Below are 18,534 nucleotides of genomic sequence, written 5' to 3'. Positions count from 1 at the left end.
TTTTTCTAATATAGCATAAGAATTTTAAAATCTGTTCACATTTTGTGAAAGAATCTATGTTATAATTATTATAAATAATGAGTTCTATGTTAGAATAATTATAAATTAAGATTGGGTGTTGGGGGTGTAATTAAAGCGATGCATATACTTGTTGTGGGAGTAGATTATAAATCCGCCCCTATTGAGATACGTGAAAAAGTAAGTTTTCAGCCGAATGAGCTGGCAGACGCAATGGTGCAGCTGAAAGAAGAGAAAAGCATTCTGGAAAACATCATTGTCTCCACCTGCAACCGCACTGAAATTTATGCGGTAGTCGACCAACTCCATACCGGCCGTTATTATATAAAAAAGTTCTTAGCTGATTGGTTTCAATTAAGCAAAGAAGAGCTGTCACCGTTCTTAACATTTTATGAGAGCGATGCAGCTGTTGAGCATTTATTCCGTGTAGCCTGCGGATTGGATTCGATGGTGATTGGTGAAACGCAGATTCTCGGACAGGTACGCGACAGCTTTAAAACAGCTCAGCAAGAAAAAACGATCGGGACTATTTTTAATGAGCTGTTTAAGCAGGCCGTGACAGTGGGCAAACGGACTCACGCCGAAACAGACATTGGCTCAAATGCGGTGTCCGTAAGCTATGCTGCAGTTGAACTTGCTAAAAAAATCTTCGGAAATCTCTCAAGCAAGCACATATTGATTCTCGGTGCGGGAAAAATGGGCGAGCTTGCTGCGGAAAACCTGCACGGACAAGGAATCGGCAAGGTCACTGTCATTAACCGAACATACTTGAAAGCGAAAGAGCTTGCTGACCGTTTCTCCGGTGAAGCGAGAAGCTTGAATCAGCTTGAAAGCGCGCTTGCGGAGGCTGATATTCTAATCAGTTCAACCGGTGCAAGTGAATTTGTCGTGTCCAAAGAGATGATGGAAAACGCGAATAAGCTTCGCAAGGGACGTCCGCTGTTTATGGTGGACATTGCAGTGCCTAGAGATCTTGATCCGGCGCTGAATGATCTTGAAGGTGTTTTTCTTTATGATATCGACGATCTGGAAGGCATTGTAGAAGCGAACATGAAAGAGCGGAGAGAAACCGCTGAAAAAGTTGAACTGTTAATTGAAGAAACTATTGTCGAATTTAAACAATGGATGAATACACTTGGTGTTGTGCCGGTTATTTCTGCATTGCGCGAAAAGGCGCTTGCCATCCAGTCAGAAACGATGGACAGCATCGAGCGTAAGCTGCCTCATTTAAGCACAAGAGAGAAAAAACTGTTGAACAAACACACCAAAAGTATCATTAACCAAATGCTGCGTGATCCGATTTTAAAGGTGAAAGAGCTTGCAGCAGATGTTGATTCTGAAGAAAAGCTCGCGTTGTTTATGCAGATTTTTGATATTGAAGAAGCTGCGGGACGTCAAATGATGAAAACCCTTGAAAGCAGCCAGAAGGTCCACTCTTTTAAAAAGGCTGAATCAAAAGCGGGCTTTAGCCCACTTGTAAGTGAGTGAAAGCTGAATGATTGATACTGCAATGGCAAGACTTAATGAGGGGACAATCGTCATTTACGCGTTAAGTGTACTCTTTTATTTTATAGATTTTCTTCAACACAACCGGAAGGCTGGAAAAATGGCCTTCTGGTTGCTTTCTATTGTCTGGACTCTGCAAACCGTGTATTTGGCCTATTTTATGTGGGTGACGGGGCGGTTTCCGGTATTAAATGTCACGGAGGCGCTTTATTTTTATGCCTGGGTGCTTGTCACGCTGTCACTTGTACTGACAAAGCTTTTACGTGTTGACTTTATTGTGTTTTTTACAAATGTTATAGGATTTTCTATGATCGCCATTCACACATTTTCACCGACAGAGCAGCAGTCAGCGGCTTTTTCCGGGCAGCTTGTGTCAGAACTTTTGGTGATTCATATTACAATGGCGATTCTTTCATACGGCGCTTTTTCCCTTTCTTTCGTTTTTTCTGTGTTGTACATGTTTCAATATCATCTGCTGAAAAAGAAAAAGTGGGGAAAATGGCTGTTGAGAATAGAAGATTTATCAAAGCTTGATTATATGGCGTATGTTTTAAATGTGATCGGCGTTCCGATGCTGCTGCTGAGTTTGATTCTCGGCGTTATTTGGGCATATGTCTCTCTAGAAACGCTGTATTGGTTTGACGCCAAAGTGCTTGGTTCATTTGTCGTCCTGCTGCTGTACAGCTATTATCTTTATATCAGGCTGATTAAAGAGCTGCAAGGAAAGGTCGCTGCACTGTGGAATACGGCTTGTTTTCTCGTGCTGATGATCAATTATTTCCTGCTTGGAAGCCTGTCGCAATTCCATTGGTTCAGTTAAATGATGTCCCAAGCAGATTCGGGAGGAAAGAAATGATGAGAACGATTAAAGTAGGTTCCAGACGAAGCAAACTCGCTATGACTCAAACAAAATGGGTTATCCAAAAACTGAAAGAAATCAACCCTTCGTTTACTTTTGAAATTAAAGAGATCGTGACAAAGGGTGACCGGATTGTCGATGTCACACTCTCAAAAGTGGGTGGAAAAGGGCTGTTTGTCAAAGAAATTGAACAAGCGCTTTTAAACGAAGAAATTGATATGGCAGTGCACAGCATGAAGGACATGCCTGCTGTTTTGCCTGAAGGCCTTGTGATCGGCTGTATTCCTGAACGGGAAGATCCTCGTGATGCCCTTATTTCAAAGAATCGCGTAAAGCTTTCAGAAATGAAGGAAGGCGCTGTCATTGGCACAAGCAGTTTAAGAAGAAGCGCACAGCTTTTGATTGAGCGGCCTGACCTTACAATTAAATGGATTAGAGGGAATATAGATACGAGACTTCAAAAGCTTGAAACAGAGGATTATGACGCGATTATTTTAGCCGCTGCCGGCCTTTCCAGAATGGGGTGGAAGCAGGATGTCGTAACCGAATTCCTTGAGCCTGAGCGCTGTTTGCCTGCTGTGGGGCAAGGAGCACTGGCGATTGAGTGCCGAGAATCGGATGAAGAGCTGTTGGCGTTGTTTTCTCAGTTTACAGATGAATATACAAAACGGACTGTTTTGGCAGAACGTGCTTTTTTAAATGCGATGGAGGGCGGCTGCCAGGTTCCGATCGCAGGCTACTCCGTGTTAAACGGACAGGATGAAATTGAAATGACAGGGCTTGTCGCTTCTCCTGACGGCAAAATCATTTTTAAAGAAACCGTCACCGGAAACGATCCGGAGGAAGTAGGAAAGCGCTGTGCCGCTCTTATGGCTGACAAAGGAGCAAAAGATTTAATTGATCGTGTAAAACGGGAGCTTGATGAGGATGGAAAATGATTTTCCCCTGAAAGGAAAAACAGTGCTTGTCACCCGGAATAAGGCACAGGCAACATCATTTCAGCACAAAGTGGAGGCGCTTGGCGGAAAAGCGGTTTTGACCTCTTTGATTACGTTTCGCCCCGCTTTGCCGAATGATGTTGCGGAACAGGTGAGAGAGGATCTTGCCGCGCCAGGCTGGCTTGTTTTTACAAGCGTGAATGGGGCAGACTTCTTTTTTTCTTATCTGAAGGAAAATCAGCTTATTCTCCCTGCACATAAAAAAATTGCGGCCGTCGGTGAAAAAACCGCCCGCCGTTTAAAAACGCATAACGTATCGGTTGATGTGATGCCGCAGGACTATATTGCTGAACAATTGGCTGCCGTTCTTAAGCAGCATGCTGAACCGGGAGAGCGGATTACCGTGATGAAGGGGAATTTGTCACGTGATGTGATAAAACAAGAGCTTGTTCCGCTCGGTTTTGAAGTGAAGGAATGGGTTCTCTACGAAACGATTCCGGACGAAGAAGGCATCAAGGCACTGAAGAAGGCTGCGGGTCAATATTCCTTTGACTATGTAACATTTACGAGTTCATCAACCGTACATACGTTTATGCATGTCTTGGGAGAAGAATTAAAAAAGTGGAAGGCGAATGAGACTGCCTGTATAACCATCGGACCTTTAACAAGGGACGCCCTTCTGACGTATGGCATTACATCATATACACCAGATACATTTACAATAGATGGCATGCTTGAGTTAATGTGCAGCATGTCTAGAGAGGAAGAGAGAATATGAGTCAATCATTTAATAGACACCGCCGCCTGCGGACATCAAATGCAATGAGAGAGATGGTAAAGGAAACACGTTTGCATCCATCCGATTTTATCTATCCGATTTTTGTCGTAGAAGGGCTTGAAGGCAAAAAAGCTGTTCCGTCAATGCCTGATGTTTATCATGTATCATTAGATCTATTGAAGGATGAAGTAGCTGAGCTGGTCAAACTGGGAATTCAATCTGTTATCGTGTTCGGCATCCCGGAAGAAAAGGATGATTGCGGAACTCAAGCGTACCATGATCATGGTATCGTTCAAAAAGCCATCACGGAAATTAAAAAACACTTCCCTGAAATGGTGGTTGTCGCTGACACGTGCTTATGCGAATATACAGACCACGGCCATTGCGGACTTGTCAAAGACGGGGTCATCCTCAATGATGAATCGCTTGAGCTTTTGGCGCAGACAGCTGTCAGCCAAGCGAAGGCAGGTGCGGATATCATTGCGCCATCAAACATGATGGACGGATTTGTTACAGTGATCAGAGAAGCGCTCGATAAAGAAGGATTCGTCAATATTCCAATCATGTCTTACGCTGTAAAATATTCAAGTGAGTTTTACGGTCCGTTCCGTGACGCAGCAAACAGCACACCGCAATTTGGTGACCGCAAAACATATCAGATGGATCCTGCCAACCGTATGGAGGCACTCCGCGAAGCACAATCAGATGTCGAGGAAGGCGCGGACTTTTTGATTGTCAAACCTTCGCTTTCCTATATGGATATCATGCGTGACGTGAAAAATGAGTTTGCTTTGCCGCTCGTCGCTTATAATGTAAGCGGAGAGTATTCAATGGTGAAGGCTGCAGCGCAGAACGGCTGGATCAAAGAAAAAGAAATCGTGTTGGAAATTTTGACAAGCATGAAGCGCGCGGGTGCCGACCTGATTATTACGTATCATGCGAAAGACGCAGCAAAATGGCTTGCGGAGTAATTTTATTCAGTTGACAGGAGTTGAGGCAGATGAGAAGCTATGAAAAATCAAAAACGGCTTTTAAAGAAGCGCAAAAACTCATGCCGGGTGGTGTGAACAGTCCCGTTCGCGCATTTAAATCGGTAGACATGGACCCGATTTTTATGGAGCGCGGAAAAGGCTCGAAAATCTTTGATATTGACGGGAATGAATATATTGACTACGTCTTGTCATGGGGGCCTTTAATTTTAGGACATACGAATGACCGTGTTGTTGAAAGCCTTAAAAAAGTGGCTGAATACGGGACAAGCTTCGGTGCTCCGACAGAAGTGGAAAATGAACTCGCAAAGCTCGTCATTGATCGTGTGCCATCTGTAGAAATTGTACGTATGGTCAGCTCCGGAACGGAGGCTACAATGAGCGCCCTCCGTTTGGCAAGGGGCTATACGGGCCGCAACAAGATTCTAAAATTTGAGGGCTGCTACCACGGACACGGCGATTCCCTCTTGATTAAAGCAGGTTCAGGTGTAGCCACTCTTGGTCTGCCTGACAGCCCTGGTGTGCCTGAAGGCATTGCAAAAAACACCATAACCGTTCCGTATAATGATTTAGAAAGTGTAAAGCTTGCTTTCCAGCAATTCGGTGAAGACATTGCGGGAGTCATTGTAGAGCCGGTTGCCGGAAATATGGGCGTTGTTCCGCCGCAAGAAGGCTTCCTGCAGGGTCTGCGTGATATCACTGAGCAATATGGCTCCCTGCTGATTTTTGATGAAGTGATGACAGGCTTCCGCGTCGACTATAACTGCGCTCAAGGCTACTTCGGCGTAACGCCTGACCTGACTTGTTTAGGAAAAGTAATCGGGGGCGGACTTCCTGTTGGCGCTTATGGCGGAAAGGCAGAAATCATGGAGCAGATCGCTCCGAGCGGTCCGATCTATCAAGCGGGTACATTGTCAGGCAACCCGCTTGCGATGACGGCTGGATTAGAAACATTGAAGCAGCTGACACCTGAATCCTACAAGAATTTCATCAAAAAAGGCGACAGGCTGGAAGAAGGAATTTCAAAAGCCGCCGAGGCACATGGCATTCCGCATACCTTTAACCGTGCAGGCTCCATGATTGGTTTCTTCTTTACAAACGAACCTGTCATCAATTATGAAACAGCGAAATCATCAGATTTGAAGCTGTTTGCAAGCTATTATAAAGGGATGGCAAATGAAGGGGTATTCCTTCCGCCATCACAATTCGAAGGGCTGTTTCTCTCAACGGCCCATACTGATGAAGATATTGAAAACACAATCCAGGCAGCTGAGAACGTATTTGCTGAGATCAGCCGCAGATAAGAGTGAAAACCGGCATCAAGGACTCCTTGTGCCGGTTTTTTCGTGCGCTCCCACTCATATTTTCTCCAGTTCATACATACACCTTTAGTGACATCTAATTTTAAGGATTAGATGAAAGGAGGATATGAACTTGCCGCAAAATCATCGATTGCAATTTTCTGTAGAAGAATCGATCTGTTTCCAAAAAGGACAGGAAGTTTCTGAACTGCTTTCAATTTCATTAGATCCTGATATCAGGGTTCAGGAAGTAAATGATTATGTATCAATCAGAGGATCGCTTGAACTTACAGGTGAGTACAACATAGATCAAAACAAACATACCGAAGAGATGTATACAGATAAGCGGTTTGTTGAGCAAGTCAGAAAGAGAGAGGATGGAAGTGCGGAACTGGCTCACTGTTTTCCTGTGGATATTACCATTCCAAAAAATAAAGTAAGCCATTTACAGGATGTCTTTGTTTTTATTGACGCATTTGACTATCAATTAACGGATTCGCGCATTTTAACAATTCAAGCTGATTTAGCGATCGAAGGTCTTTTGGATGATACGCAAGACAAAGAACCGGAGATACCTTTATATGAAGCTCCTGAGGCGTTCAGGGAGGAAGAGCTTTCAGAGCCGCCGGCACATAATGTAGAAGAACCAGGTGCATCATCGGCAGAGAAAGCAGTTCTTCAGGATGAACCGCCAGAACTTTTTGTCTCAAAAGCAGGGCTCCGTGAAGAACTGGAGACAGAAAAAGCAGAATCTGAGCCGCCTGAATCGGTTGCTTCAGAACCAGAGGCCAGAGAAGATGGAAAAAAGGAAGACGAGGCTGAAGAGCCTGCAGTGATGGAAGCAGAGGTTCGTACAGAATCGGAAAAAGCAGAATCGGAGCCAGAACCTGCTGCTTCAGAAATAGAGATTCAAGAGATCGTTAAAGCAAAAAAAGAAACGGCAGAGCCGGCAGCTGCAGCAGATGTTCGTGAAAAAGCAGACTCTCCAGCGGAGGATGAGCTTCGTGAACACGCTGGCGCAGAAGAATCGCCTGCATTGGAAGCTGAACATCATTCAGAGACTGTGGTCAAAGAGGAAAAAGCAGAAACATCTATTCATGAATACGCATTGCGTCAAGAGGCTCAAAATGAAGAAGAGCCTCAATCGGATCAGGCTGGTACGGCGCTTTGTCAAGAAGAGCCGGAACCGGATGGAGCTTTGGAGAATGTACCAGAGGCCGCTCTCTCCATAGAAGATAGCAGAGAATCAGCTTCAGCTGTATATGCGGAGAATGATAAAGCCGATTTACATTTCCATTTCCATCAAAAAACAGGCTCAGAGGAGGATCAAGAAGAATCGCCTGAACCGGCCTATCGGACCTTCCTGCCCGAACAAGAAGAGGAGGATTCTTTTTATTCAGCGCCTAAGCTGCTGGAGGAGGAAGAACAAGAGGAAGAAAGCTTCGAAATTGAAGTGAGAAAAACACCACCGGCTGAAGAGCCTATGGAAGAAACACCTTTTCAATCCTTCCAGCTGCCTGAATCCTCTGAGACTGAAAGGAAGGAAACGAATGCTGTTCCTAGGGTTTCTCCTGCTGCTGAAACGAAGGAACCTCAAACAAAGGAAAGTGATAATTCTCTTTATCTAACGAAACTTTTTACAAGAGAAGAGGATGAGTTTTCGAGAATGAAAATCTGCATTGTGCAGCAGGAAGATACGATCGAACGTTTATGCGAACGGTATGAAATTACATCCCAGCAGCTGATCAGGATGAATTCTTTAGCCTTGGATGATGAATTAAAAGCAGGACAGATTCTCTATATTCCTCAATATAAAAATAGCCATGCATAAACCGTAAGCGATCGGAAAATGTGGTGAATGAAATGGAAGATACCCAATCGGTTCTTCAGGAATACGGACTGACTGCTCAATTTATTGAGCCTGTCAGTCCTCTTGTTTGGAAAGTGTATACAGACTATGGCGTATTTGCCCTGAAAAAGTTGAAAGAGGGTCGCGGCAGGCAATTTACAGATCATATGGTGGCGATTGAGGAAAAAGGTTTTCGTTCATTTGTTCCTGTATACAGAACAAATAGCGGTGAGTTTTTCTCAGCAGGCAGGCAATACGGAGATACCTACTATTTAATGCCTTGGCTCCAATTTGACCAAGAAGAAGAACGTGATCAGAAACATGCTTATTTATTTAGAGAGACAGCCCGCCTTCACGAAAGAACCATGCAGGAACTAAAGGTTAGGCGTGATGAGATTGAACGGTATTACGATCAAACGAAAAAAAAGTGGGAACATGATAAGATCTTCTATGAACAGTTTGTGGATAGAGCAGAGAAGGAGTGGTACCTTTCTCCTTTTGAACTTCAGGCCATCACCTATTTTTCAGAAACCATTTCCGCGGTGAACTTTGCGCTGGAGCGGCTGGAGAACTGGTATGAGTCGGCAAAGGAAAAGGACGTTTCAAGGGTTGTAATGAACCACGGCAGCCTGTCTATACACCATTTTCTATATAATGATACCGGGACCGGATATTTTACAAACTTCGAAAGAGCTTCTGTCGGTCCGCCGCAAAACGACCTGCTCGGCTTTTTCACAAAAATGTTCAGAGGCTTTCCGAAAGCTTGTCCGGAATGCGTCGAATGGTTTTATGGATACACGAAATCATTTCCTTTACGTGAAGCGGAAGTCAGTCTATTTCTCAGCTATATGGCTTATCCGCAAGCCATGTACAAGGTGCTGAACGGTTATCAAGCCGGGAAAAGACAGCATGAAAAAGAAGAATGTACACAATTATTAAAGGCGTATTGGCAAATGAAAAATATAGAGCCGTTTGTGATGAAAATTCATCAGATTGAACAAGAGAAAAAATTTCAGGCTGAAAACGAGTCCACGTCTTAATGGCGCGGACTTGTTTGTTTATATCCATTCTAAATGAAGGGCGCAAGCTAAAAAGATTAGGATTGCGAGCAGCAAAACATCAAAGGTTGTCGGAAAGAAAATGGTTCTGATTCCTTGAAAAATCGTAATGGGAATAATCACTTGTGCGGATACAAGCCGAATTTGCCTGACCCATGGCGGCAGCGAATAAGAGCTGAAACGTTTCTTCACAGTGCATCCTCCTCTACGCATTTACAAGCATCATATGTAAACTTGGGCAATAGGTGCCTGCCTATCTGTATAGAAAGCGGTGTTTTTGGAAAAGATGATTGACGAATCAAAAACACTTTTACTATAATAAAGAACATAAATAATGTATACAATGAGCTGATAAATACACCTGCTTAGAACGGGAAGAGTACAAAAAAGGCGCATGCAGAGAGAGAAGCCGTTTGCTGAAAGGCTTCTTATGCTGTCTGATTGGAAGGTCGCCCGGGAGCATAATTTCTTGAAGGAAGAGTAGAGAAATTCGGGAAACACCCGTTATCCGTTATAAGTGCATGAACTGATAGAGTTCATGAAAAAAGGTGGTACCGCGAAAGAGTTTTTCGTCCTTTTACAGGGATGAAGAGCTCTTTTTTCGTTCTCAGCCATTTTTAAACATGCTGGAGGGTTATGATGGAAACGAATGAACAAACAATGCCGACGAAATATGATCCGGCAGCGGTTGAAAAAGACCGATATGATTTTTGGCTAAAAGGCAAATTTTTTGAAGCGGGCAGTGACCAGGCAAAAGAGCCATACTCTGTTGTCATCCCGCCGCCAAACGTAACTGGAAGACTACACCTTGGCCACGCATGGGATACAACGCTGCAAGACATTGTAACAAGAATGAAACGCATGCAGGGCTATGATGTGCTGTGGCTGCCTGGCATGGACCACGCCGGCATCGCGACACAGGCTAAAGTGGAGGCGAAACTTCGTGAAGAAGGCAAATCCCGCTACGATTTAGGCCGTGAAAAATTCCTCGAAGAAACGTGGAAGTGGAAGGAAGAGTATGCTGACTTTATTCGCAGCCAGTGGGCGAAATTAGGTCTTGGCCTTGATTATTCCCGGGAACGTTTTACGCTGGATGAGGGCTTAAGCAAAGCGGTACGGGAAGTATTCGTTAAGCTTTATGAAAAAGGCCTGATCTACAGAGGCGAATATATTATTAACTGGGACCCAGCGACAAAGACAGCCCTATCCGACATTGAGGTGATTTACAAGGATGTTCAAGGCGCGTTCTATCATATGAGCTATCCGCTTGCTGATGGGACAGGTTCAATTGAAATTGCGACGACACGTCCTGAAACGATGCTCGGTGATACAGCAGTTGCCGTTCACCCTGAAGACGAACGCTATAAACACCTTATCGGAAAAACGGTGATCCTGCCGATTGTAAATCGTGAAATTCCGATTGTCGGTGATGACTATGTTGATATGGAATTTGGTTCAGGTGCGGTGAAAATTACGCCTGCTCATGATCCGAACGACTTCGAGCTTGGCAACCGCCACAATTTAGAACGCATTCTTGTCATGAATGAAGACGGCACGATGAATGAAAATGCATTGCAATATCAAGGTATGGATCGTTTTGAATGCCGCAAAAAGCTCGTAAAAGATTTACAGGAATCGGGAGTTCTCTTTAAAATCGAGGATCATATGCATTCTGTCGGCCATAGTGAACGAAGCGGGGCTGTTGTGGAGCCTTATCTTTCTACACAATGGTTTGTGCGCATGCAGCCGCTTGCTGATGCAGCGATTGAGCTGCAAAAGAAAGAAGAAAAAGTTAACTTTGTGCCAGACCGTTTCGAGAAAACGTATTTACACTGGATGGAAAACATCCGCGATTGGTGTATCTCCCGTCAGTTGTGGTGGGGCCATCGTATTCCTGCCTGGTATCATAAAGAAACAGGAGAGCTATATGTCGGGCTTGAAGCGCCGGAGGACAGCGAAAATTGGGAACAGGATACAGACGTGCTGGATACATGGTTCAGTTCTGCGCTATGGCCTTTCTCCACAATGGGCTGGCCTGATGTAACGGCTGAAGACTTTAAACGCTACTATCCGACAGACGTTCTCGTGACAGGGTATGACATCATTTTCTTCTGGGTGTCACGTATGATTTTCCAAGGCATTGAATTTACAAACGAGCGCCCGTTCAAGGATGTTTTAATTCATGGCTTAATCCGTGACGAGCAAGGCCGGAAAATGAGTAAATCTCTTGGCAACGGTGTCGATCCGATGGATGTCATTGACAAGTACGGAGCTGATTCTCTGCGTTATTTCCTTGCGACTGGAAGCTCTCCTGGCCAGGATCTGCGCTTCAGCTATGAAAAAGTGGAATCGACATGGAATTTTGCCAATAAAATTTGGAACGCCTCTCGTTTTGCATTAATGAACATGGATGGCATGACGTACGATGAGCTTGATTTGTCAGGCGAAAAATCAGTCGCTGACAAGTGGATTTTAACGCGATTAAATGAAACGATCGAGCACGTGACCCAGCTTGCTGACCGATATGAATTTGGTGAAGTCGGACGCCATTTATATAACTTTATTTGGGATGATTTCTGTGACTGGTATATTGAAATGGCGAAGCTTCCGCTTTATGGAGAAGACGAAGCGGCTAAGAAAACTACCCGTTCCATCCTTGCTTACGTGCTTGATCAAACGATGCGTCTGCTCCATCCGTTTATGCCATTCTTAACGGAGGAAATTTGGCAGCACCTTCCTCACCAAGGGGAATCGATTACAGTAAGTCAATGGCCTGTTGTCGTGCCGGAGCATACTGATACGGAAGCGGCAGCTGACATGAAGCTTCTTGTTGAGCTGATCCGTTCTGTGCGTAATATCCGCAGTGAAGTCAATACGCCAATGAGCAAGCAGGTTGAACTGTATATTAAAACAAGCACAGAAGAAATAGCAGCCCGCCTCGAAGCGAACCGTTCATATGTTGAACGCTTTACGAATCCGAGCGTTCTTAAAATCGGCACGGATATCGAGGCTGTTGATAAAGCGATGACGGCCGTTGTTTCAGGAGCAGAGGTTATTCTTCCGCTTGAAGGCTTAATTAATATTGATGAAGAAATTGCCCGTCTGCAAAAAGAATTCGATAAGCTGACGAAAGAAGTCGAGCGCGTCCAAAAGAAACTTGGAAATGAAGGATTTATGAAAAAAGCGCCTGCACACGTAATTGATGAAGAACGTGAAAAAGAAAAAGATTATGTGGCAAAGCGTGACGCTGTTCAAAAACGAATGGCTGAGCTGAAGGGCTAATGAAAAGCCGGGGCGGTTTCTAGAGAAACCGCCTTGTCTTATAAAAGAGGGGATTATCATTGTTTACTGCATATCAAGAAGCGCGCAGCTGGATTCACGGGCGGCTGAAATTCGGGGTGAGACCCGGGCTTGGCCGAATGGAGCAGCTGATGGCGCGTTTAGGACATCCTGAAAAAAAAATCCGCGCGCTCCACGTCGCAGGAACAAACGGTAAAGGATCAACTGTCGCTTTTATCCGTTCTATGCTGCAGGAAGCCGGATATACGGTAGGAACGTTTACATCGCCTTATATCATTACGTTTAATGAACGGATCAGCGTAAACGGGACACCGATTACAGATGAAGAATGGACAGCACTCGTTAATCAAATGAAACCGCACGTTGAAGCCCTTGATCAAATGGAACACGGGCAGCCGACAGAATTTGAAATTATGACGGCCTGTGCATTTTTATATTTTGCAGAATTTCATAAGGTAGATTTTATTATTTTTGAAACAGGTTTGGGCGGCAGATTCGATTCTACGAATGTAGTAGAGCCGCTTTTAACTGTGATCACAAGCATCGGACACGATCATATGAACATTTTGGGAAACACCATTGAAGAAATTGCAGGAGAAAAGGCCGGTATTATTAAAAAAGGTATTCCAATCGTTACAGCAGTTACCCAGCCTGAAGCTTTACAGGTCATCCGCCATGAAGCTGAACGGCATGCTGCGCCGTTCCAGTCATTACATGATACCTGTGTTATTTTCAATGAAAAGGCTCTGCCTGCAGGAGAACAGTTTTCATTCAAAACGGACAAAAATTGCTATGAAGATATTCGGACATCCTTGATTGGCACCCACCAAAGACAAAATGCTGCTTTATCCATTTTGGCTGCGGAGTGGCTCAATAAGGAGAATATTGCCCATATCAGTGATGAAGCGTTAAGAAGCGGGCTTGTGAAGGCTGCTTGGCCCGGACGGTTAGAGCTTGTTCAAGAAGATCCTCCGGTTTACTTAGACGGTGCGCATAACGAAGAAGGTGTTGAAAAGCTGGCGGAAACGATGAAGCAGCGTTTCGCCAATTCACGCATTTCTGTGGTGTTTAGCGCATTAAAGGACAAACCGTATCAGAACATGATTAAAAGACTGGAAACCATAGCTGATGAGATTCATTTTGCTTCTTTTGATTTCCCGCGTGCTTCTCTTGCAAAAGAACTCTATGATGCAAGTGAAATCAGCAATAAAAGCTGGAGTGAAGATCCAGACGATGTGATCAATTTCGTAGAAAGCAAAAAGGATTCACATGAAATTGTGCTGATTACCGGATCTCTTTATTTTATTTCTGACATTCGCAAACGGTTGAAATAAACGCATCAGGCTCCGGCAGAATCGAAAAAAGATTCTGCCGGCTTTTTTATGTGTAAAATTGCATAATCCCGATTGGAGTTCAGGTTTCTCATTTTGCTACAATCTATACCAGAACTCAGTGAGTAAAGGTGTGTTGTCTATGCTATTCATTCTTTTTATCTTCGGGCTTATCCTTGGTTCTTTTTACTATACGGCCGGGCGCCGTATCCCCTTACATCTATCTATTATCGCGCCCCGTTCATCATGCTCGTTTTGCCGGCGGGCTTTGACCCCTGCAGAATTAATTCCCATCCTGTCATTCCTATTTCAAAAAGGTAAATGTAAAAGCTGCGGGCATAGGATTTCTTTTATGTATCCCGCGGCTGAGCTTGTGACAGCGTGTTTATTTGCCGCCGCAGGAATACGCTTTGGCATGTCGCTGGAATTGTTAACCGCTGTCGTGTTTCTCTCTCTTCTCATTATTGTTGCAGTGACAGATCTTCATTATATGCTGATTCCAAATCAAATATTGATTTTTTTCCTTCCCTTTTTGGTCGCTGCGAGATTGATTTCTCCGCTTGATTCCTGGTATGCAGGCCTGTTAGGTGCTGCAGCCGGATTTCTATTTCTGGCTTTAATTGCCGCAATCACTCATGGGGGAGTAGGGGGAGGAGATATTAAATTATTTGCGGTGATTGGCTTTGTGCTTGGTGTGAAAATGCTGGCGGCTGCCTTTTTCTTTTCTGTTTTGATAGGCGCATTGTACGGGTCGGCAGCTGTTCTGACTGGTAGACTCGCCAAAAAGCAGCCGCTTCCCTTTGCCCCCGCAATAGCGGCAGGGAGTATTTTAACCTATTTATACGGGGACTCTATCATTTCGTTTTATATCAAAATGGCATCGGGATGACTGCTGAAAAATTTGACGAACGTTTTTTGGACAAGACGACAAAAGTCTTGTTCTTTTTTTTTTCGCCTGTGCTAAAGTGTGTAGCATGAAAAGCCGACAAGAACGGTCAAGCAAATGAAGGGAGGAAGCGGAATTGAAAAAAAGAAAGAATAAAAAAAACAGTAAAGCCGCAGAAAAAGCCCTCAAGGTGACGATTAATGGAAAAGAAGAGACAGTTTACGAACAAGAGACGCAAGAAACAGAGGCGGATAAAAGCATGACATTTTCAAATTGGGAGGAAAAAAGAAAGGCAGAACAAGAGGTTGCGGCATCCCAGGAACATCCTGATGAAGATGAATTTAATTGGGATTCCGAGGAGGACAAGGTGTTTAAAGAGGACCCTAAAGTTGTTCCTCCTTATCAAAAGAAAAAATCAAAGTCTTATGCAAAAGGAAAGACCGGGACTGCCAAACCAGTAAAAAGAGTGGCTGCGACGATTGCCTTCGCGGCTGTCATTGGCACTGGGTTAGGGCTATTCGCGTTAAGCATGTCGGGGAATAAAGAAGCGTCAGCACCGGCCTCTTTAGAGGATTCTCTAGGCAGCCAAACGGCAAAAGCCGGAGATGCTTCTGCTGATAAACAAACCTCAGGCACAGAAAAACAAGCGGCACAAACTGAAGGTGCATACAAAACATACGCTGTGCAAGCCGGGAAATTTTCAAATGAAAAGGGTGCCGAAACGTTAACAAAACAATTGACCGAAAAGGGTTATTCCGCCGTGTCACTGTCAAAGGATGATGGGTACACGTATGTTATTGCAGGCTTAGCAAGTGAAAAGGATGTCTCACAGCAGTTAGGACAGCTTTTAATCGACAGTGATTTTGAAGCTTGGGGAGGTAAGGAGCTTTCTTTATCAATAGAGTCGGATATGACCGATTCTTTTAAGGAAACAGCGGAGCTTGCGACAAAGGCGATTCTCGGAGAAGACTTTACAAAAGCGAGTGTAGAAAAAATAGAAAAGTCGCTTGGTGAAACAAAAGCGTCAGAAACAGGAGAGAAAAAAGCGATTCTGCAGGCATTAAAGGAGTTAGAGGAGCCAAGTGCTGCAGCCGGATGGAAGGCTCAGCAGCAGCTGTTAGCCGTCGTTAAATAAGAAAAAATGCGTGAGCCTTCGTCCTTTAGTGACAGGCTTTTTTTATTTTGTCATGAAAAAGTTATTTTTCTGAAATTGTGACAAGCCCCGTGATTTGGTAGGATAAACGAGTATCTTTTTTTCTTAAGCAAACCCCTGAAAGGATGACGAACATGACAAAACCGCTAATACTTGCATCACAATCTCCGCGCAGGAAAGAACTCCTCGATCTTCTCCAGCTGCCCTACTCCATTATTGTCAGTGAAGTAGAAGAAAAATTAAATCGAAACCTTTCACCAGAAGAAAACGTCCAATGGTTGGCAAAACAAAAAGCTAAGGCTGTTGCTGATCTCCACCCGCATGCAATTGTTATCGGTGCTGATACAATGGTATGCCTTGACAGCGAATGCCTCGGAAAACCGCAGGATCAAGAAGAAGCTGCATCCATGCTGCGGAGGCTTTCAGGCCGAAGTCACTCAGTAATAACCGCGGTCAGCATTCAAGCTGAAAATCACAGCGAGACTTTTTATGATAAGACAGAAGTTGCGTTTTGGCCCCTCAGTGAAGAAGAGATTTGGACGTATATTGAAACAAAAGAGCCGATGGATAAAGCAGGTGCATACGGCATCCAAGGAAGAGGCGCGCTTTTTGTAAAGAAAATAGACGGAGATTATTATTCAGTCATGGGCCTTCCTATATCAAAAACAATGAGAGCTCTACGTCATTTTGATATAAAGGCATGATGATTTTATAAACGGGAAGGGAAAGAAAAGGAGTGCTTGGTCATACACGATCTGCCATTAAAACTCAGAGATTTCCCAACGAAAGAAAAGCCAAGAGAACGGCTCCTGAAAGTCGGAGCCGAGAACTTAGCGAATCATGAACTTTTGGCTATATTATTGCGGACAGGGACTAAACACGAATCTGTTTTGGAGCTGTCAAACCGGCTGCTGCGCTCTTTTGACGGGCTGCGTCTGCTGAAGGAAGCATCGGTTGAAGAGCTGTCAAGCATCCCGGGAATCGGTATGGTAAAAGCGATTCAAATACTGGCAGCAGTTGAGCTCGGAAGCCGGATTCATAAATTAGCCAACGAAGAACATTTCGTCATTCGCTCCCCGGAAGACGGCGCTAATCTTGTCATGGAGGATATGCGCTTTTTAACCCAGGAGCATTTTGTCTGTTTATACTTAAATACAAAAAATCAAGTCATCCATAAACGCACCGTATTTATCGGAAGCCTAAATTCATCTATTGTCCACCCGCGAGAGGTGTTTAAAGAAGCGTTTAAGCGATCTGCCGCTTCCTTTATCTGTGTTCATAATCATCCTTCTGGAGATCCGACGCCGAGCAGGGAAGATATTGAAGTGACAAGACGGCTGTTTGAATGCGGAAACCTGATTGGCATCGAGCTGCTCGACCATTTGGTGATCGGGGACAAAAAATTTGTGAGTTTAAAGGAAAAAGGATATTTGTAACACTTTTTTTTTCGTCGAATTAAGCTATAATAGAGTTTATGAGTTTTTCCCTTTAGGGTATTTTTGCTTTAAGAAAGGAAGATACATACATATGTTTGGAATTGGTGCAAGAGACCTTGGTATAGATCTTGGAACTGCGAATACGCTTGTTTTTGTAAAAGGAAAAGGAATTGTTGTGAGAGAGCCGTCAGTTGTCGCTTTGCAGACGGATACGAAATCGATTGTTGCTGTCGGAAATGATGCGAAAAATATGATTGGACGGACACCGGGCAACGTGGTGGCTCTGCGCCCGATGAAAGACGGCGTTATCGCTGATTATGAAACTACGGCGACGATGATGAAATATTACATCAATCAGGCCATTAAAAATAAAGGCATGTTTGCCAGAAAACCATATGTAATGGTATGTGTTCCATCAGGTATTACAGCTGTTGAAGAACGCGCTGTTATCGATGCGACAAGACAGGCGGGAGCGCGTGACGCGTATCCGATTGAAGAGCCATTTGCTGCAGCAATCGGAGCCAATCTGCCAGTTTGGGAACCGACTGGAAGCATGGTTGTTGATATCGGAGGCGGTACGACAGAAGTTGCGATTATTTCCCTCGGAGGCATCGTAACGTCTCAATCAATCCGCGTAGCCGGTGATGAGATGGATGACGCGATTATCAACTACATCAGAAAAACATACAACCTGATGATCGGTGACCGTACGGCTGAAGCGATTAAAATGGAAATCGGATCTGCAGAAGCTCCTGAAGAGTCCGATAACATGGAAATCCGCGGACGCGATCTGCTGACAGGTCTGCCGAAAACAATCGAAATTACAGGAAAAGAGATTTCTAACGCTCTACGCGACACTGTATCTACAATTGTTGAAGCCGTGAAGAGCACACTCGAAAAAACACCGCCTGAGCTTGCAGCAGATATCATGGACAGAGGTATAGTGTTAACCGGCGGCGGAGCGCTTCTTCGCAATTTGGACAAAGTCATTAGCGAAGAAACGAAAATGCCGGTCCTTATCGCCGAAGATCCGCTTGATTGTGTAGCGATCGGAACAGGGAAAGCACTGGAGCACATCCATCTTTTCAAAGGGAAAACTAGATAATCGGGAGTTCAATAGAAGAGGTGTAAC

General features: G+C 44.4%; 16 protein-coding genes and 1 other annotated feature. Of the genes, 15 read left to right on the top strand and 1 reads right to left on the bottom strand.

Annotation, left to right across the window (positions count from 1 at the left end):
- Positions 1–138: 138 nt before the first annotated feature.
- The 8 genes from hemA (at position 139) to cotN (ending at position 9,278) form a co-directional block, all read left to right on the top strand.
- Positions 139–1,506, top strand: a complete 1,368-nt coding sequence (hemA, locus tag ACQXR1_RS11050; protein ID WP_014664862.1) for a glutamyl-tRNA reductase — start codon at positions 139–141, stop codon at positions 1,504–1,506.
- 7 nt (positions 1,507–1,513) lie between these two features.
- Complete coding sequence (locus ACQXR1_RS11045; RefSeq protein ID WP_003222575.1) at positions 1,514–2,344, top strand: cytochrome c biogenesis protein; 831 nt, start codon at positions 1,514–1,516, stop codon at positions 2,342–2,344.
- A 32-nt stretch (positions 2,345–2,376) separates the two neighbouring features.
- Positions 2,377–3,321 carry a hydroxymethylbilane synthase gene (gene hemC, locus ACQXR1_RS11040; protein ID WP_014664861.1) on the top strand — a complete coding sequence of 315 codons (945 nt, stop codon included), beginning with the start codon at positions 2,377–2,379 and terminating at the stop codon, positions 3,319–3,321.
- Positions 3,311–4,099: a uroporphyrinogen-III synthase gene (hemD, locus tag ACQXR1_RS11035; RefSeq protein WP_429765242.1), complete on the top strand. Its 789-nt coding sequence runs from the start codon at positions 3,311–3,313 to the stop codon at positions 4,097–4,099. Before hemC ends, hemD begins: the two co-directional genes overlap by 11 nt.
- On the top strand, positions 4,096–5,070 hold the full coding sequence (hemB, locus tag ACQXR1_RS11030) for a porphobilinogen synthase (protein WP_014664859.1): 975 nt from the start codon (positions 4,096–4,098) through the stop codon (positions 5,068–5,070). The genes hemD and hemB overlap by 4 nt, the downstream gene beginning before the upstream one ends.
- A gap of 29 nt (positions 5,071–5,099) precedes the next feature.
- The gene (gene hemL, locus ACQXR1_RS11025; protein ID WP_040082259.1) at positions 5,100–6,392 is read left to right on the top strand and encodes a glutamate-1-semialdehyde 2,1-aminomutase; all 1,293 of its coding nucleotides are present in this window, start codon (positions 5,100–5,102) and stop codon (positions 6,390–6,392) included.
- 130 nt (positions 6,393–6,522) lie between these two features.
- The gene (locus ACQXR1_RS11020; RefSeq protein ID WP_430772119.1) at positions 6,523–8,220 is read left to right on the top strand and encodes a LysM peptidoglycan-binding domain-containing protein; all 1,698 of its coding nucleotides are present in this window, start codon (positions 6,523–6,525) and stop codon (positions 8,218–8,220) included.
- Between the two features lie 32 nt (positions 8,221–8,252).
- On the top strand, positions 8,253–9,278 hold the full coding sequence (cotN, locus tag ACQXR1_RS11015) for a spore coat protein CotN (protein WP_069839659.1): 1,026 nt from the start codon (positions 8,253–8,255) through the stop codon (positions 9,276–9,278).
- Positions 9,279–9,296: 18 nt separating this feature from the next.
- Here cotN and ACQXR1_RS11010 read toward each other — a convergent pair whose 3' ends face one another.
- Positions 9,297–9,488, bottom strand: a complete 192-nt coding sequence (locus ACQXR1_RS11010; RefSeq protein ID WP_003222590.1) for a hypothetical protein — start codon at positions 9,486–9,488, stop codon at positions 9,297–9,299.
- 165 nt (positions 9,489–9,653) lie between these two features.
- Positions 9,654–9,876: a binding site (T-box leader), on the top strand.
- A gap of 59 nt (positions 9,877–9,935) precedes the next feature.
- Between ACQXR1_RS11010 and valS the strand changes: the two genes are divergently transcribed.
- The 7 genes from valS (at position 9,936) to mreB (ending at position 18,507) form a co-directional block, all read left to right on the top strand.
- Complete coding sequence (gene valS / locus ACQXR1_RS11005; RefSeq protein ID WP_071581537.1) at positions 9,936–12,578, top strand: valine--tRNA ligase; 2,643 nt, start codon at positions 9,936–9,938, stop codon at positions 12,576–12,578.
- A 59-nt stretch (positions 12,579–12,637) separates the two neighbouring features.
- Positions 12,638–13,930, top strand: a complete 1,293-nt coding sequence (locus tag ACQXR1_RS11000; protein WP_430772118.1) for a bifunctional folylpolyglutamate synthase/dihydrofolate synthase — start codon at positions 12,638–12,640, stop codon at positions 13,928–13,930.
- Positions 13,931–14,069: 139 nt separating this feature from the next.
- Positions 14,070–14,816 (top strand): prepilin peptidase, encoded by a 747-nt coding sequence (locus tag ACQXR1_RS10995; RefSeq protein WP_430772116.1) that lies wholly within the window; start codon positions 14,070–14,072, stop codon positions 14,814–14,816.
- Between the two features lie 133 nt (positions 14,817–14,949).
- Positions 14,950–15,948: an SPOR domain-containing protein gene (locus tag ACQXR1_RS10990; protein WP_430772114.1), complete on the top strand. Its 999-nt coding sequence runs from the start codon at positions 14,950–14,952 to the stop codon at positions 15,946–15,948.
- Between the two features lie 152 nt (positions 15,949–16,100).
- The gene (locus tag ACQXR1_RS10985; RefSeq protein WP_040082267.1) at positions 16,101–16,670 is read left to right on the top strand and encodes a Maf family nucleotide pyrophosphatase; all 570 of its coding nucleotides are present in this window, start codon (positions 16,101–16,103) and stop codon (positions 16,668–16,670) included.
- A gap of 36 nt (positions 16,671–16,706) precedes the next feature.
- Entirely contained in the window at positions 16,707–17,402 is a 696-nt protein-coding gene (gene radC, locus ACQXR1_RS10980; protein ID WP_014664850.1) for a RadC family protein, read from the top strand.
- Positions 17,403–17,493: 91 nt separating this feature from the next.
- Positions 17,494–18,507 (top strand): cell shape-determining protein MreB, encoded by a 1,014-nt coding sequence (mreB, locus tag ACQXR1_RS10975; protein WP_003229650.1) that lies wholly within the window; start codon positions 17,494–17,496, stop codon positions 18,505–18,507.
- Positions 18,508–18,534: the final 27 nt, after the last annotated feature.

The sequence above is a fragment of the Bacillus sp. ATD genome (assembly GCF_050585765.1).
GTDB classification, from domain to species: Bacteria; Bacillota; Bacilli; order Bacillales; family Bacillaceae; genus Bacillus; species Bacillus stercoris.
Note: the sequence above shows the minus strand (reverse complement) of the source record. Positions and strands in the feature narration are given on the sequence as shown.